18 protein-coding genes and 1 tRNA gene are annotated in these 14,960 nt (G+C 58.9%); 6 read left to right on the plus strand and 13 right to left on the minus strand.

Going from position 1 to position 14,960, the window contains the following annotated elements; genetic code table 11:
- Positions 1-372 precede the first annotated feature (372 nt).
- The gene (locus tag AAFN47_RS16420; protein WP_499810333.1) at positions 373-1,056 is read right to left on the minus strand and encodes an MOSC domain-containing protein; all 684 of its coding nucleotides are present in this window, start codon (positions 1,054-1,056) and stop codon (positions 373-375) included.
- Positions 1,053-1,595 (minus strand): MarR family winged helix-turn-helix transcriptional regulator, encoded by a 543-nt coding sequence (locus AAFN47_RS16425; protein WP_499810334.1) that lies wholly within the window; start codon positions 1,593-1,595, stop codon positions 1,053-1,055. Before AAFN47_RS16425 ends, AAFN47_RS16420 begins: the two co-directional genes overlap by 4 nt.
- Before the next feature lie 85 nt (positions 1,596-1,680).
- Between AAFN47_RS16425 and AAFN47_RS16430 the strand changes: the two genes are divergently transcribed.
- From AAFN47_RS16430 to AAFN47_RS16440, 3 genes are read left to right on the plus strand one after another with little or no spacing between them, the layout of a single operon-like run.
- Positions 1,681-2,430 (plus strand): hypothetical protein, encoded by a 750-nt coding sequence (locus tag AAFN47_RS16430; protein WP_499810335.1) that lies wholly within the window; start codon positions 1,681-1,683, stop codon positions 2,428-2,430.
- A gap of 53 nt (positions 2,431-2,483) precedes the next feature.
- Positions 2,484-2,714: a hexameric tyrosine-coordinated heme protein gene (locus tag AAFN47_RS16435; protein ID WP_499810336.1), complete on the plus strand. Its 231-nt coding sequence runs from the start codon at positions 2,484-2,486 to the stop codon at positions 2,712-2,714.
- Complete coding sequence (locus AAFN47_RS16440; RefSeq protein WP_499810337.1) at positions 2,714-3,265, plus strand: peroxiredoxin family protein; 552 nt, start codon at positions 2,714-2,716, stop codon at positions 3,263-3,265. The genes AAFN47_RS16435 and AAFN47_RS16440 overlap by 1 nt, the downstream gene beginning before the upstream one ends.
- A 475-nt stretch (positions 3,266-3,740) precedes the next feature.
- Here the strand turns inward: AAFN47_RS16440 and AAFN47_RS16445 are convergent.
- A tRNA-Arg gene (locus tag AAFN47_RS16445) sits at positions 3,741-3,817 on the minus strand.
- Between the two features lie 231 nt (positions 3,818-4,048).
- On the opposite strand from AAFN47_RS16445, the gene AAFN47_RS16450 reads away from it, so the two are divergent.
- A complete protein-coding gene (locus AAFN47_RS16450) occupies positions 4,049-4,756 on the plus strand; it encodes a dimethylsulfonioproprionate lyase family protein (RefSeq protein ID WP_499810338.1) in 708 nt (235 codons plus the stop codon).
- Between the two features lie 62 nt (positions 4,757-4,818).
- Here the strand turns inward: AAFN47_RS16450 and AAFN47_RS16455 are convergent, their stop codons facing one another.
- Positions 4,819-5,466, minus strand: coding sequence for an alpha/beta fold hydrolase (locus AAFN47_RS16455; protein ID WP_499810339.1), 648 nt, complete (start codon positions 5,464-5,466; stop codon positions 4,819-4,821).
- Between the two features lie 259 nt (positions 5,467-5,725).
- Here AAFN47_RS16455 and AAFN47_RS16460 point away from each other — a divergent pair, with 259 nt between their 5' ends.
- The gene (locus AAFN47_RS16460; RefSeq protein WP_499810340.1) at positions 5,726-6,094 is read left to right on the plus strand and encodes a YegP family protein; all 369 of its coding nucleotides are present in this window, start codon (positions 5,726-5,728) and stop codon (positions 6,092-6,094) included.
- 18 nt (positions 6,095-6,112) lie between these two features.
- Here AAFN47_RS16460 and AAFN47_RS16465 read toward each other — a convergent pair whose 3' ends face one another.
- The 8 genes from AAFN47_RS16465 to AAFN47_RS16500 form a co-directional block, all read right to left on the minus strand.
- Positions 6,113-6,640 carry a hypothetical protein gene (locus AAFN47_RS16465; protein WP_499810341.1) on the minus strand — a complete coding sequence of 176 codons (528 nt, stop codon included), beginning with the start codon at positions 6,638-6,640 and terminating at the stop codon, positions 6,113-6,115.
- 65 nt (positions 6,641-6,705) lie between these two features.
- Positions 6,706-6,921: a hypothetical protein gene (locus tag AAFN47_RS16470; protein ID WP_499810342.1), complete on the minus strand. Its 216-nt coding sequence runs from the start codon at positions 6,919-6,921 to the stop codon at positions 6,706-6,708.
- A 42-nt stretch (positions 6,922-6,963) separates the two neighbouring features.
- The gene (locus tag AAFN47_RS16475) at positions 6,964-7,248 is read right to left on the minus strand and encodes a hypothetical protein (protein WP_499810343.1); all 285 of its coding nucleotides are present in this window, start codon (positions 7,246-7,248) and stop codon (positions 6,964-6,966) included.
- 40 nt (positions 7,249-7,288) lie between these two features.
- A complete protein-coding gene (locus AAFN47_RS16480; protein ID WP_499810344.1) occupies positions 7,289-7,906 on the minus strand; it encodes a TetR/AcrR family transcriptional regulator in 618 nt (205 codons plus the stop codon).
- 422 nt (positions 7,907-8,328) lie between these two features.
- Positions 8,329-9,642, minus strand: a complete 1,314-nt coding sequence (locus AAFN47_RS16485) for an alpha/beta hydrolase family protein (RefSeq protein WP_499810345.1) — start codon at positions 9,640-9,642, stop codon at positions 8,329-8,331.
- Positions 9,643-9,748: 106 nt separating this feature from the next.
- Positions 9,749-11,422: an ArnT family glycosyltransferase gene (locus AAFN47_RS16490; protein WP_499810346.1), complete on the minus strand. Its 1,674-nt coding sequence runs from the start codon at positions 11,420-11,422 to the stop codon at positions 9,749-9,751.
- Between the two features lie 16 nt (positions 11,423-11,438).
- Complete coding sequence (locus tag AAFN47_RS16495; protein ID WP_499810347.1) at positions 11,439-11,771, minus strand: lipid-A-disaccharide synthase N-terminal domain-containing protein; 333 nt, start codon at positions 11,769-11,771, stop codon at positions 11,439-11,441.
- Positions 11,764-12,486 carry a glycosyltransferase family 2 protein gene (locus tag AAFN47_RS16500; protein WP_499810348.1) on the minus strand — a complete coding sequence of 241 codons (723 nt, stop codon included), beginning with the start codon at positions 12,484-12,486 and terminating at the stop codon, positions 11,764-11,766. Before AAFN47_RS16500 ends, AAFN47_RS16495 begins: the two co-directional genes overlap by 8 nt.
- 277 nt (positions 12,487-12,763) lie before the next feature.
- Between AAFN47_RS16500 and AAFN47_RS16505 the strand changes: the two genes are divergently transcribed.
- The gene (locus AAFN47_RS16505; protein ID WP_499810349.1) at positions 12,764-14,392 is read left to right on the plus strand and encodes a long-chain-fatty-acid--CoA ligase; all 1,629 of its coding nucleotides are present in this window, start codon (positions 12,764-12,766) and stop codon (positions 14,390-14,392) included.
- A 32-nt stretch (positions 14,393-14,424) separates the two neighbouring features.
- Here AAFN47_RS16505 and AAFN47_RS16510 read toward each other — a convergent pair whose 3' ends face one another.
- Positions 14,425-14,829 carry a DUF2177 family protein gene (locus tag AAFN47_RS16510; RefSeq protein WP_499810350.1) on the minus strand — a complete coding sequence of 135 codons (405 nt, stop codon included), beginning with the start codon at positions 14,827-14,829 and terminating at the stop codon, positions 14,425-14,427.
- Positions 14,830-14,960: the final 131 nt, after the last annotated feature.

The following is a 14,960-nucleotide window of genomic DNA, read 5'->3' on the forward strand; positions in this document are numbered from 1 at the left end:
AACAGTGCCGCCTGACATTCCTTTCGCTTGCCCATCATCGCAATCAGCCTCCCAAATCACTTGAGAAACTGAATCAATCGACAAAGGCCTAATCAAGGCGACTTTTTCATCAAAATCAGCCCATTGCGGCCATCTATCAACTTGAAAATCGGCGGCCTTGCGCCCTCATTTCGGTCGTTTACGGGTTCTCTGTTCGGTCTGTAAAGCTGTCATTCGCTGCATACTGATTGGAGGAATAGAATGGATGGGAAGCGGACCTTCACAGCAATCGCGACATACTCAAAGCTCCAACAAAAAAGCAGACAAGATCCGGCGGTGGAGCAAAGCAGTATCCCGCTCACAAGACTTATGCGGTCACGAACAGCGTCCGGATCATGAGCCTTGCAACCGTTTTGCGGTATCTTCCTGCCGATTGCCTTGCGCCAATCTGGCAAAGGCGTCACGCCAGCCATTGGCGAGTTCGGGAAGGGTTGCCAAGGTCCGTGCGTCCTGAAGTGAGATGCGCCGGGTCAATCGTGCGCGCGTGACGCTCATGACGCTCCACTCGGGGCAGGGCCTTTCGATCAGCGTCAGGGCATCGCCAATGCCGACCTCGCCGGGTGCCAGAACCCTGTAATACCACCCGGTTCGTCCCGTTTTCTGAAAGCGCCACGCCATCCGGTCGTCGCCAGTGTGCGAATTCAGCTTCCAACAGGGTTGCCGGCCTTGGCTGATCTGCACCTTTGCCGTTCCGAGCGCGAATATGTCGCCAATGCACACCGCATCTTCCGTCAGACCGATAGTAGAGATGTTTTCGCCGAACCCGCCGGGGATAAGATCATCGCGAGCCAATTCATGGCTCCAGACGGCAAAGTGCTCGCCGGGATAATGATGCAGGGCCTTGTCCGGGCCGCCATGCACCGTCAGGTCGGCTTGCACATCTCCGTCGAGGCCGTTTTCCGTGACCAAAACCGTCTGAGAGAGCGACCGCTTTCCGATCGCCGTTGGCGGTTTGCTGGGCCAGCGGTCTTCGACGCTCCCGACGAACAGACCCTCAACGGTGACGCGGGCGGTCATGCCGCCACCTGTTCATGGCAGATCTGATCGCCCTCTTCGGGGGCGAGAGGCAGCGACAGCAGTGCGCAAAACGCACCGTCAGCGGTCGTGCAATGGTGCGCGCAGCCGCAGCACAAGCCGAACGCACGCCCACCACGCGCCGTCAGACGGGATTTCACAAGCGTCGAGAGGGTGTCGGCAAGGTTCTTCTGACAGTCGCCGGGCAGCGCATCAATGGCCTCGGCCAGGGCAGCCGGTCGTGTCGTCACGGCAACGCCCCGCTCGGTGAGATCGTATCGAATCGACCTCTTGTCCGCATCGGATCTGGTTTCGGTCACATAGCCTTTCCGCATAAGCGCTTTGAGGGTCTGCGACATCGTACCGCGTGTCGTGCCCAGATACTCCGCCACCTGCGAGGGAGCGCGCGAGAACCGATTCGCACATGACAGATACTCCAAGGCGGAGATCTGCGCCGGGTTCAGGTCATCGCCCCAGGTCTCGGCGGCGTCGAGGCGGGCGAGGCGATTCATGAGGGCGCGGATGTGGTTGGCTGTGGTCATGAGCACAAAGTATCGAGTCGAAATCACTATTGCAATAGCTTCGATCTAATGATATCGACTCGCTATTAAAAAAATGGAGACCATCATGACCCGCATCCTTCTGACGCCCGTTTGTGCTTTGGCTCTGGCCAGCGCTGCCTTTGCCGATGAACATCACGCCATACACCAGTCCGGGGCAATTACCTCGGCAGCCGACGCTTCCAAAACCGCTGCCTTCGATATCCTTGCCGCCCATGCCCATCGTGACGGCCGTCTCGTGACGTTCCACATGACGACGAACGGTGTCGCCGGTGCAGAGCAACCGGAGCCGATCGGCGCCCTCGGCGGTGCGCCGGTGCTGTCCTATGTCTGGCCCACATCGCTGGACCCCGCGACGGTCGGGTTCGAAGGCGGCACTGGCATCCTGGCTCTGGCCGCGACCAGCCACCCGGACTTCGACGACACGCCGCTTTTCGACGAAAACAACGACGGCGACCCGGCCAATGACGGGCTTCTGTGGCACAGCCATTGGGTGGTCTTGACGCCGACGGAGGCCTGTGGCGAAGACGCGCTCGGTGTTCGGGACATCCCCGAAGGTGCCATGCCCGCGCTGCCCGCGACATGGCCGGGGCTCCCGATCTTCATCGACAGCCCGGGCTATACGCCGATCTTCGACGGACCGGAAATATCCATCACCGTGCCCTTCGCCGACCCGGACGCTGTCAGCGGTGCCGCCTATGACGGTGTTACCTCGGCCTTGCGGGTGAACGCGAACATCCACGCACCGCTGCTCTGCGTGGCGGATGTCTTCGACATCGCGTCGGGCGATCTCAGCCTGCCCGGCACACTCAACTGATCCCGGGGCGCGTCCCCCACGCAGGACGGCCCCTTCAAGACTTGGAGATCGAGATGACTGAATCCTGGCTGCCGACCCTGCTCACGGAAACGCCGCAAGACGGCTACGCACTTGCGGTGAAACTGGCACGCGTCGCTGTGAAGATGACGCAGACGGATCCCGCCATCCGCGAGGATCTGCGCACCGTCTACGAAAAGGACGCCAACGCGCTGATTGCGACCTCCTCGGTCGTCGCGACCCACTTCCAGACGGTCGCGGCGGCCAACAACTACTGGATAGACTGATGGAAGCTTCGCATCACCCCCTGCCCGACTGGTCCGTGGATCAGTGGTTCAATACACCTAGATCGATCTCGCTCGCCGATCTGCGCGGCAAGGTCGTCGTGATTGAGGCCTTTCAGATGCTCTGCCCGGGATGCGTCGCCCATGGATTGCAGCTCGCACAACAGGTGCACGATCTCTTTCCCCGGGACGACGTGGCGGTAATCGGACTGCATACTGTTTTCGAGCACCACGCCGCGATGACGCCGGTCTCGCTTGAAGCTTTCCTACACGAATACCGCCTCACTTTCCCGGTCGGGGTCGACACGCCCGGCGCGGGCACTCTGCCCGTCTCCATGGAGCGCTACGGCCTGCGCGGGACACCGTCCTTGCTTCTCGTAGATCGGAGGGGCGCTTTGACGGCTCACTACTTCGGGCAGATCAGGTCGCTGCGACTTGGAGCCGATATTGCCGCGCTAATGGCCGGTAGTCAGCCAATCGGTACTTCAGTTCCAAAGCCCGAAAACTCATCCGACCACACAGCGGAATGTGACGATAACGGATGCGTGGTATAGCTGCCCCAAATGAGCGGCAACCGCCTTTTGCGCGACAAGATGGATGGCAGGTTTAACTACGAAGCGGCAACCTGAACGACAGTGAGTTGTGCTTCGCACTGAAGGGCTGGTTTGACGGGCCGCACAGCAGTATTGCTGCTTGACGCTGGAAGTCTGCTTGGGGCGGGAACCGCCACCAAAGCCGATGAATGTCAGCTAATCTCGATCGCAGCACGTAAGCCGACAGTCTCCTGCCGGCCCCAATTCTGTCGTTTATTCAATATGCAGCGAACGCCTGCTTCCTGTCCTTTTTCTGGTCCGCTGCAATGTCTAAGACGAACGATATAGGCGGGAAAGCATATGGTATTCGAAGCAGACACCATCCTGACATTTTAGTCGATACCACCTAGTAGAGTATCCAACCGTCATGTGGTTACTATGTGGTTACCTTTTCAAAGCCACACAATCGAAAAATCAGCTAACCTATTGAAATAATTGGCGCACCCGACAGGATTCGAACCTGTGACCTCTGCCTTCGGAGGGCAGCGCTCTATCCAGCTGAGCTACGGGTGCGCAGGGGCCGCTTCGGCTCCACGGTGCATAAACCAAGTCACACCGCTCCGCAATGTCAAAATGGCCGGCGCGCGCAACTCCCTCCGCCGAAACGCTTCGCCGGGCCGTTGCGGATATCGCCATGCGAGCGCAAGGAAGCTGATGCGGGCGACGCGGCTTTCCTCTATAGTCCGTCGCCGGATGATTCAGCCGGCAATTGCAAGCCGGGCTGATTGTACGGGACTTGCCGCCATGACCACCTTGCCGACCGATCCAGCGACCGAAACCACGCCGCGCCTTCAGGACTGCCCCGACTGGCTCTACCTGTTGCGCGAATTCGACGCGCTCTACCGCCACGGCTCGTCCGGCGGAAGCCGGTTGATCCGCTCCCACCGCAAGCGCGTGCGCGACACGCTTTCCCATATCATCGACGCCAATCCTGAAATTGCCTCGCGTGGACCCGAGACCAAGCCGGTTGCGGCCCATTTGCCGCGAGCGCTTGATCTGGTCGAACGCGGCGTCATGGCAGGCATGTCCCGCGCTCTTTCCAGGGTGGCGCATGCCCTGACCTGGGAATACGGCTATGAGAAAGTGCCCAGAGCGCTGGCGCAGAAATACGCCTATTGCGAAATTCTCGGTTCCCGCGGGCCGGTTCGCTCCGAGCGGCTCGTGCTCGGCTTCGTGCTGTTTGCGCCGAAAACCACCTACCCTCAGCACAGCCACGACGAAATAGAGGAGAGCTACATTTCGGTCTCGGGCGCCTGGTCCGAAAATGATGCAGCCGTGCATGCGCCCGGATCACTGATCCTCAACCGGCCCGGTCAGGAACACCGGATCACCACAGCCGATCTCGATCCCTGCCTTCTGGCCTATGCCTGGATCGGCCCGGAGGCGCGATTGAATGCGCCGGAGATGAAGTTCAGTTCACGTCGCAGATCGCGTCTGAGCCAGGGCATATGAGCGACGGCGAAGATCGGCGCCGATTTGCCAAACCATTTTGTCGCGGCCGCTCGTCTTCGCTGTCATCCGCGCCTGCGATAGGCGTTTCGGATTTCGCGCATGACGCGCTTTTGCAGATCTGACTGGTTGACGATGTTCCAGTGACTGGATTTTTCGAGCGTGGGCAGGTTGCGAATGTCGACATTGACGATCTCGCCGTCAAACCCGGGTCCCGGCGAGAATCTGCCCGGATTGTCCTTGTTCCCCGACGCCTTGAAATTCACGAAACGGCGCACGCCTTTGGGCACCGTCGTGGCGTAGAGGGGGTCGAGCGTGATGACGAGATCAACGGGAATGCCGGCCTCGGTCAGATCATTGGCCATGGCAATGACCACGCTTGCGCCGAGCGAATGACCGACGAGAATGATCGGCCTGGCGCGGCCCTGCGCACGGGCCGCCTTGATCTGCGCCAGCGTCTTGTCCTTAGCAGACCAGCTGACGGCCTTCGCCGGCACGCCCTTGCTGTTGAGATCGGACGCCATCTCGTTGATGCCGGTCGAGAAGACGCCGTTGAAGCCGCCGCGATACATGTAAATCTGCGCGCTCGACGCCGCTGGCGTAATCGCAAGCGCCTGCTCGATCGACTGGCCGTCGTTGATCGTTGTGCATGCGACAAGCGCGGGAAAGCCCGCCATGACCGCGATCAGGGCGGCGCAATACGCAAATCTCATTATGTCGGTTCCCTAGACGCCTTGGGTCAGGCGCACTCTCGCAAACTTCACAGGCGAGGAAAAGCCGAAATGCCGGCAATATGTTAATGATTTCCTTCCGAACGTGAAGGAGCGCTGCGCCCTGTCGACTTCGCGATACTGTGGACTGTAAATCAGCCTGATTTTCGCAGGTTGCGGAAAGTACAACAACAGTATTAATTGCCAATGTGGGCTACGCGTGCTTGACATGCCGCGCTATTGCACAATTCAGGAGGGTTTTATGCCACACAAATTCAAGATCGTTTCACGCAAGAACGACCAGTACGGCGTGCAGTTTCTGTACAATTCGGAAATCATGGTCTGGTCCGAAAGCTACAAGGGCAAGTCCAGCGCCACGAACTGCATCGAATCGATCAAGAAGAACGCGCCGGGCGCCGCCGTGGTGGATTTGACCAAGGACGACAAGGGATCTGGCTACCGTTTCGAGATCGTGGAAAGCAAAAACGGTCAGTATTTCGTCCGCTTCGTGGCGTCGAACGGTGAGACGATGGTTATTTCCGAAACCTATACCGACAAGCGAAACGCCGTAAACTGCGCCACAAGCGTAGCCAAGAACGCGCCTGCTGCCGCGGTTGAAGACGACAGCTGACGACCGGCGAGGCCGGCGTCAATCGGGGACGGCGATACGTCGTCCGGTGACGCTGTATTCGTCCTTGCCGTCCTCCATCTGAACAGCGTCAAACGGATTTCCAGAGAGCGGCGTATGACGCACGATCGCTTTGCCTTCGAAGACGTCCTGGCGCGCATCGTAGGTCGCTTCGAGATCGAGCCGTTTGATCTTCGCTTGCGGATCGTGCGGCGTGGAGAAAGTGAAGTCGATAATCACGGCCTTGATCGAGGCAAATCCGTCTTCGGCGCCGATGCATTTCCAGGCGCCGCCGCCACCCGTAAAGGGCTGCTTTCCGTAAAGCCCGACCTGCGCGGAATCCTTGAAGAATGCGTGGCCGCCATTGGTTAGCGAAAGAACCATGCGGCCAAGCCGCTCCTCGCCATCGTCTTCCTCCACTCGCAAGAGCAGGTAGCTGCCGACGGCGTCGATGCAAGCCGACAGATCAAGGTCATCCTGAGCGGTCGCGGCGCTGGTCACCGTCACCGAAGCGAACAGAACGGCGGCAAGCTTGAAAATTCTCGTCATTTCTCGTCTCCCATCGAGCCAGAATCCATTACCGCCTCCGAGGAAGCCAAGCGGCGACACGGATCTTATCTGGAAAATCCGAGACGCGAACCGGAAAACGAATATTCGCGCGGCGCGTTGAAATTCGCCACGTCATAGGGATCTAAGGCAAGCGGCGCCAAGCGCAGGATAGCGTCGCCTGCAATCTCGCCACTCGCCATGTCGTAATGCGCCTCGAAATCCATCCTGGCGATTTTTGCTTCCGGCTCCCTGGCGGTGGCCGAAGTGAAATCCAGCAGCATGACACGCACTTTCCCCGACCCGTCTGCTTCGCCGAGACATTCTCACACACCCTGTGCGTCGGTGAACGGCTGATATCCATAAATGCCGCTCTGCGCCGAATCCGTGAAAAGGGCGTTTCCACCAACTGTCAGGGTCAACAGCATGCGCCCGATCCAGTTATGCTTCCTGATGACCACCTGACGCTCAAGCAGATAGGCGCCGACCGCGCCGGGACATGCCCCCGCCTCTGTGGCGGCAGGGCTTTCTTCCAATGCCAATGCGACAGCTGGACAATGCAGCAGCGCCGCCAAGGCGGCGACCTTGATGATCCCCTGTCTTCTGTCCATTTGGAATATCCCATATTTGAAAAGAAATGAAACGGCGCCGTCAGTTGACGGTCGGGCTGAACAATAGCTTGATATAAGACCTGTAGAGAAGAATTTGTCTGGAAAGCACCGCGGGTTCGCCCAATGCTTTCGACAAAATGATGCCGCCGTCGACTGTGCTCGACACCATGTCCGCCACCGACTGGAGGTCGACATCGTCGCGCGGCGGATACACCTCAGCGATCTCTTCCAGCATGGCGACGAAGCGCTCGCGCCAGCCGAGAACCGCCGTGCGGTTCAGCGAACGGACCGACGGGTCGAACAGGCGTTCATTGTAGCAATAGGCCGCGACCATGCAGCCGGGATGGCCGTTCGGCAGATCGGCCATTTTCTCGGCCAGCAGCTTCAGGCCGATCAGGAAGGCGTGCAACGGGTCGTCATGCAGTTCCCGCGCCCGGTCGAAGAGTTCGTCGAGAAGTCCGTCCTCGCGGTCGAGATAGCGTTGCAGAATCGCTCGCGCGAGCTCGTTCTTGTCACGGAAATGGTAGAAGAAACCGCTTTTGGTGATCTGCGCTTCAGCGATGATTTCCTCGATAGACGTTGCGCCGAAGCCCTTGGCGAGCACCGACAACTCGGCGATGTCCAGAAGCCGCTCCCGTGTTTCCTGCCCTTTTCCCATGGATCAAACCAACCTGACCTCGAGTACAGTAAATTCTGCAAAGCTGGCCCAATGTAAAGGGATATTCAGCCAAACCTTTGCTTTCAAAGCAAATAACTATCCAGATTTTCAGTACCGTAAGTTGGCTATCTACCGCAAGACAGTCAGTGCATCTTCCGGGGGCACAACAACTGCTCAGAATGAGAAGTTGCGGACGTTCGGGAGAGCATAGCATGTTTGGAAAAATTGAATTCAACCGCAAACGCCATGGGACGGCAAGGACCCGTTGGCCAGCGGGTCGTTCCAGTTCGCTTGGAGATCTGTCGCCACACGCACGTCGCGATATAGGCATGACGATCGGCGTCAGCGATCGTTACTGGCGCAGTCTGTGAGAGTGTCGGGAGGCAAGCGTTGGCGCGCCTCCCGCAGCAGGCCGTTTCTGCTTATTCCGCCGCATCACGATGCTCGAGGGTCAGCCCCTTGGCAGTCCTCGGCGCGAAACCCTTCCAGTAGGTGTGCTCGGGCTTGAACGTACCGTCCTCATTGACGGCGACGACGCCGTCCGCCGAGTTCTCCAGCACGTCAAGGAAAGAGGCCAACTCATCATCCCCCTCCAGATACTCGCCGAAAAATGCGGAAACGAAATGCTGGGCGATATTGTTCATCCGCACCGTGTCCCACACGGCGTCGGCGTAGTGCTCGAAAGGCACGAAATCGAGGTGTTCCGACGGCTGCCAGGATTCGGCGGGCGCCGGCATGGGGGCGGCCGCATTGTGATTGGCGAAGGCGAAGGTCAGCAAATAGCGATCCGTATTAACCGCGCCCTCGAAGATCGCCTTCGTTCCCTTTTCATAACCCGAAACGTCGTCATCGCTGCCGGCGATGAACAGCATCGGGATCCGGACGCCCGCAAGACCCGCTGCGTCCCAGAATCCGGCGTTCATGCCCCAGGGGCCGATGGCGACGACAGCTTTGATGCGATCATCGAAAAGAGACTGCTGCGTGTCGCTGCCCGCCAAATGCACTTTCAATGTGCCGGCAGGCGCGCCCCAGGGATAGGCGGTGCTGGCTTCCGTTACGCCGGCTCCGGCTGTAATCATTGCGCCATAACCACCCATCGAGTAGCCCACAAGGCCCGTATTGCCGGCGTCGACCAATCCCTTCAGAAAGCTGTCGTCAGACTTCGACAACCGGTCGATTTCAGCCAGCACAAAAAGCTGGTCGAACGGCCTGTTGACGAGCGTGCTGCCAAAAGCCGCCTTGTTGTCATAGGTGCTGTCAGTGTGGTCGATCGAGACGACGACATATCCCTTTGTCGCGAGATTTTCCGCGAGCGGGCTCATCAGGAAACGGTTGCCGGGATAGCCGTGCGACACGATGATAAGGGGAAACGGCGTTTCAGCCGACGCCGGCGCGGCGTCACGAACAGCACGTCCCTGCAGGCTTACCTCTGTAACGCCGTCGCGAAGCAGCACCCCTTCATAGGTTCCGCCCGATCCGGTTCCATCTGCAGCCGGATACCACACCTCCAGCGTCAGCGGCCGGTCATAGGTGGGCGGGTCCTTGCCTTCTTCAACATTGAGAATATCGATCTGGCCCGGATTGACCACTTTGATCTGCCGCACGCCAATCTCGTAATCTCCGAAAGACGCCAGTTCGGGCGCGTCGGGCCGGATCTGGTCGATGCGGTTTTCCGCAGAGGCGACAGCTGTAAATCCAAGGAACGCCATTAAAAGAACACTCGCAATTTTCGTCATTTTAAGTCTCTCCCTTTTGTCCGGCGAGGCTTCACCGGAGGTTGCAGCATACGCGCTCTGAAACCGCAGTACAGAAGGAATGTGGCGTCGGCTTAACAGCCGGACGTCAGGGTTTTGTCCGGTAGAGGCGGATCTGAAGTTCACGCCCCTTGGAGTAATTGACGCCGACAATCGGCCCGCCCGGAATCATACCGTCGCGACCGCCCGGCAGGCTGGCGAATACAGAAGTGGCGTCCTTGTCCGAAATGGCGACAACGCCGCACGCGCCATTTTCCTCAAGAAACTCGGCAACATCGTGGGGACGCAGATTTTGGACCCGATCCGTCCCGACCAGAAAAACAAGGCTCGGTTCCCGGAATGAAAGCGAGCCGAGCGCGGACGCCTCGCACGGTTTTTCCTCGGCGAAACGTTCGGCTATCTGACGGTTTAACCACAGCCGGTCGAGCCCCGGCAGAACGCTTGCGAAGAGCATGCAATAGGCAATGGAGGCCGCGAGCGCGGCGACCAGGATCCTGCGCATTGGCGTCAGATCGAAAGTGTTCACCAGGGCGAACCAACCCGCAAGCAGCATCAGGATCGCAGCCGTCAGGCCCTGCCACTGGAACTCCGCCTTGAGATAGATCGGCAGCCCGACTGCAACGACGGCGAGACCCACAGCCACGACGCCCGTTCCAAATGCGCCAAGACCATGCAGCACACGCTGCCAAAGCAAAGGCGTATATCGATCCTGTTCACTCAGCGTGAGACACCAGGCCCCCATCAGCAGGATCGCAGGATAGGCGGGCAACATATAGTGCGGCAGCTTGGTCGGAATAATTTCGAATACGACGAAGAATGGCAGATACCAAGCGACGCAGAACAACAGCCGCGCATCGGCGCGCATGCGCCGCAGGGCGTTGGAGCCGCCGACAAGCGCCAGAAACCCAAAAGGCCAGACAAAAAGCGAATAGGTGAGAAGATAATACCCGGGCGGGGCGCCGTGCAACTCCTGGCCGCCGGCGACTTTTCCGAAAAGATCACGACCGAGCGCCTCCTGCCAAAACGCGCCCTCGCTCTTCCATGTGATGAGGACCAGCCACGGCGCCACGATGAGCAATGCAAGCAGCGCCCCGCGCAGCGGCTTCAGGTCCGTGAGCCAGCGACGCGCACGTCCACGTTCGAAAACCACGATGGTCGCGACCGTCAATCCGCTCAGCAGCGGCGTTATCGGTCCCTTGATCAGGATCGCAAGCCCCTGCGCGACCCAGAACATCCACGACCAATGCGCCGCAGGCGGAACATCGTCACGGCGGGCAAGATAGATGCGCGCCAGAAAGCCTTGCGCCAGGATCGACAACAAAAGCAGCACGGAGTCCGTCTTGGCCAGCCGTCCCTCAAACGCCACACCGAATATGCCGATGAACATGATGGCGGCGATCAGCCCCGCCGCGGGTCCGAACATGAACCCGCCAATCCACAAGACGGCTACGCCGGCGAGCGCCATGGCGAGTGTGGAGACAATCCTGTAGACCCATATCGAGGCGTCCTCGCCACCGCCGAGAAGCTGGACTGAAGCCGACTGCAGCCAGTAGATGCCGACGGGTTTCTTGTATCGGCTTTCATCCTGAAACCGGATATCAACATAGTCGCCGGTCTCGACCATCTGTTTCGTCGCCTGGATGAATCGCGCCTCGTCGCGATCGGTCGGAGGCGTCTGCCCTATGCCGGGCGCAAGCAACAGAAAGGCGAATAGAAAAACGAGGATGGCCTGAAGTGGTCGTAACCGTGACCCATTCGACATGGCGTTCCAGCGGCCGTCAGTTGGTGTCAGCCATTGCCGCCTTTCTTTCTGCAGCGATCAGCCAGAGATTGCGAATATAAATGATAAGCCCCATCCCCTGGCCGGCGATGAACACCGGGTCTTGTCGCTGGATGGCGTAAATAAACAGCAACGTGCCGCCGAACAGCGAAAAGAACCAGAAGGCGACAGGCACGACGCTTCGCTTGGCGCGTTCCGAAGCGATCCACTGCACGACGAAGCGCATCGTGAAACAGGCCTGGGCTACGAAACCCAGCACCACCCATCCGTCAAGCTGCGCGACGAATACTGTGTAAAACCAGTTGATCAGTGGCGCCAAAACATCAGTCATAACGAACTTCCTCAGCGACAGGCATTTGCCTGCGGCGGCGCTTCAGCCACCAAACTCCAATTAGATCCATCGCGCCTCGCAGACCGCGGTCGAGTATCCCATAATTGGATTTTCCAAACCGGCGCGGACGGTCAACTACGTCCATGGCCACCACGTCGTAGCCTTCCTGAATGACGAGCGCCGGCAGAAACCGGTGTGTGCCGTTGAAAAACGGAAGTCTCCGGAAGGTGTCGGTGCGCAGGACTTTCAGACCGCATCCGGAATCCCGGGTCTTGTCGCCGAGAATGGAACCTCGCAGCCAGTTTGCGAAGCGCGACGAAAGCTGCTTCAGCTTTGTATCCTTGCGTTTGACACGCTGCCCGCAGGCGATGCCCACGCCGGGACCGGCTTCAACCAACCGGTCGACGAGTTGCGGAATGTATTGCGGATCGTTCTGCCCATCCCCGTCGATCGTCGCGACGATCGCGCCGTTGGCTGCGAGCACGCCGCTGCGTAGAGAAAGACTTTGTCCGACGGACTCACGATGGCGCACATGCCTCAGCGGAAACGGTCTGCGAACATGTTCTTCAGCCAGAACTGTCGCGGTGTCATCCGTCGAGCCGTCATCGACGATGATGACCTCGAAATTTCTCCCCGCCATGTGCTGTTCGATCTCGTCGAGCAGCGGCGGGATATTTTCCGCCTCGTTCTTGCAGGGAATGACGATCGAAATCATGCCTTCGCCTTGAGATATTTTTGATCGATTGCGGAATGCAAATTTCGGCGAGACCGGAGCGGCCTGGCTTTCGTCAACCGTTCCGGAACGTCATGTCGACCGGGCCGCGGTGGCATTAGCAAATCGTATGATAGGGCGCAAGTTTCATCTCGACGAAACCGGTCATGGGCTTGCCAGGCGGGAGGCGCGCGGCCGGGGGCCGCGACACAGTATTACGAATGGCTTGACATACTGGCGTACAGCTTATTCAAAACAGAACAGTAATGGAGGAGACAATATGCTCGGACTCATGCAGGAATGGCCGCTGCTGTGCCACAAGATCATCGATCACGCCGCCAATTTCCACGGAGATCGTGAAATCGTAACCCGCACGGTCGAGGGCCCTGTCACGCGGACCAACTACCGCGACCTGCGGCAGCGGTCAATGAAACTGGCGAAGCGGCTCGAGAGAGAGGGAGCGCGGATTGGCGACCGGATCGCCACCATGGCCTGGAACACATCGAGGCATCTGGAAAGCTGGTACGGCATAACCGGCATCGGCGCTGTCTACCACACGCTCAATCCACGTCTGTTTCCGGACCAGATCGCATGGATCATCAACGATGCGGAAGACAAGTTTCTGTTCGTCGATACGACTTTCCTGCCGATTATCGAGGCGATCGCCGCCAAGACGCCGAGTATCAAAAAAGTATTTGTGCTCACTGATGCGGAGCATATGCCGGAAACGAAGCTCGACAATGCGGTCTGCTACGAGGAATGGCTTAACGAGACCGACGATGACTTTGCCTGGAGACGGTTCGACGAACGCACGGCAGCCGGCATGTGTTACACGTCGGGAACGACAGGCGATCCCAAGGGCGTGCTCTACTCGCATCGCTCCAACGTGCTTCACAGCATGGTCGCCTGCCAGCCGGACATGATGAACCTGTCTGCGCGCGACCGGATGATGCCGGTCGTTCCGCTTTTCCACGCCAATGGCTGGGCGACTGCTTTCACCTGCCCGCTGGTCGGCTCCACGATGGTGCTGCCTGGCGCAGGAATGGACGGAGAATCCCTTTACAACCTCCTGAACGACGAGAAAGTGACGATTACGGCGGCGGTGCCAACAATCTGGCTGATGCTGCTGCAGTTTCTGGAAAATTCAGGCAACAAACTGCCTTATCTGGAACGGGTTGTCATAGGCGGATCCGCGTGTCCGAGAGCAATTACCCAGACCTTCCAGGAAAAGTATGAAGTCGAGGTTATCCACGCCTGGGGCATGACCGAAATGAGCCCGCTCGGTTCGATGTGCACCATCAAGCCGGAGTATGAAGATCTGACAGGAGAGGAAAAGCTCGACCTGCAGCAGAAGCAGGGCCATCCTCCCTTCACTGTCGAGATGAAAGTAACTGATGACGAAAACAACGAGCTTCCCTGGGACAGCAAGTCGTTCGGACGACTGAAGGTGCGCGGACCCGCGGTTGCCTCGGCTTACCACAAGAACCGCGGCGAGGAACTTTTCGACAAGGAGAACTGGTTCGACACGGGCGATGTCGCGCATATGGATCCGCACGGCTACATGGAGATCACGGACAGGGCGAAGGACGTCATCAAGTCCGGCGGCGAATGGATATCGACGATCGAACTCGAGAACCTGGCCGTCGGCCACGAGGATGTCGCCGAGGCCGCGGTCATCGGCATCGCGCATCCCAAATGGGACGAGCGACCGCTGCTGATCGTCGTGCCGAAAGAGGGGCATGAGCCCAAGAAGGACGACCTGTTGAAATATCTCGAGGACAAGGTCGCCAAGTGGTGGTTGCCGAACGATGTCGTAACCGTGGAGGAAATTCCGCACACGGCGACCGGCAAGATCCAGAAAACCGCGCTTCGAGAACAGTTCAAGGATTACAGTTTTCCGACCGAATAAGGTGAAAGGCCGGCTTCGCGCAAGAGGTCGGCCTACCCTCCAAACGCCCTGGAAAGACCATAGCCGGCCAGAGCCGAAATGCCCGTCAGCGTCGTTCCCCAGGCTATGTCCGCGAAGACGACGGCGAGCGGCCAGTTTTTCAAGGTCGCGTAATTCGTCATGTCATAGGTGCCGTAAGCGAGCGCTCCAAACAGGGCTCCGGCGAAGAGAGCCATCGTCCAGGACTGGTCCCGGAGCGCCGGCAATACGGCGAAGAACACGATGCCGGCTACATAGAACACATAGAACAGTCCGGCGGCCGCCAGCTTCGGCTGATCGAGAAGCAGCGTCCCGATCTGACGGAGATAGAAGTCGTTCGCGATCCGGGTCAGCCATACGTAATCGAGCGCGAAGAAAATGATCGCGGTAAAAACATAGGCTATTGAAAACTGGATCATCATGCGTCTCCGTTACAATCGGCGGGTGATTTCATTACGGCCGTATGAAGCCGCCGGATCACCTGACCGTGATTTTCTTGCAGATAGCGACGCTCCGGTGATCCGGCCACCGCAACGATACGTAAATGTTT

This window comes from Hoeflea sp. CAU 1731 (assembly GCF_039888615.1).
GTDB lineage: Bacteria > Pseudomonadota > Alphaproteobacteria > Rhizobiales > Rhizobiaceae > Flavimaribacter.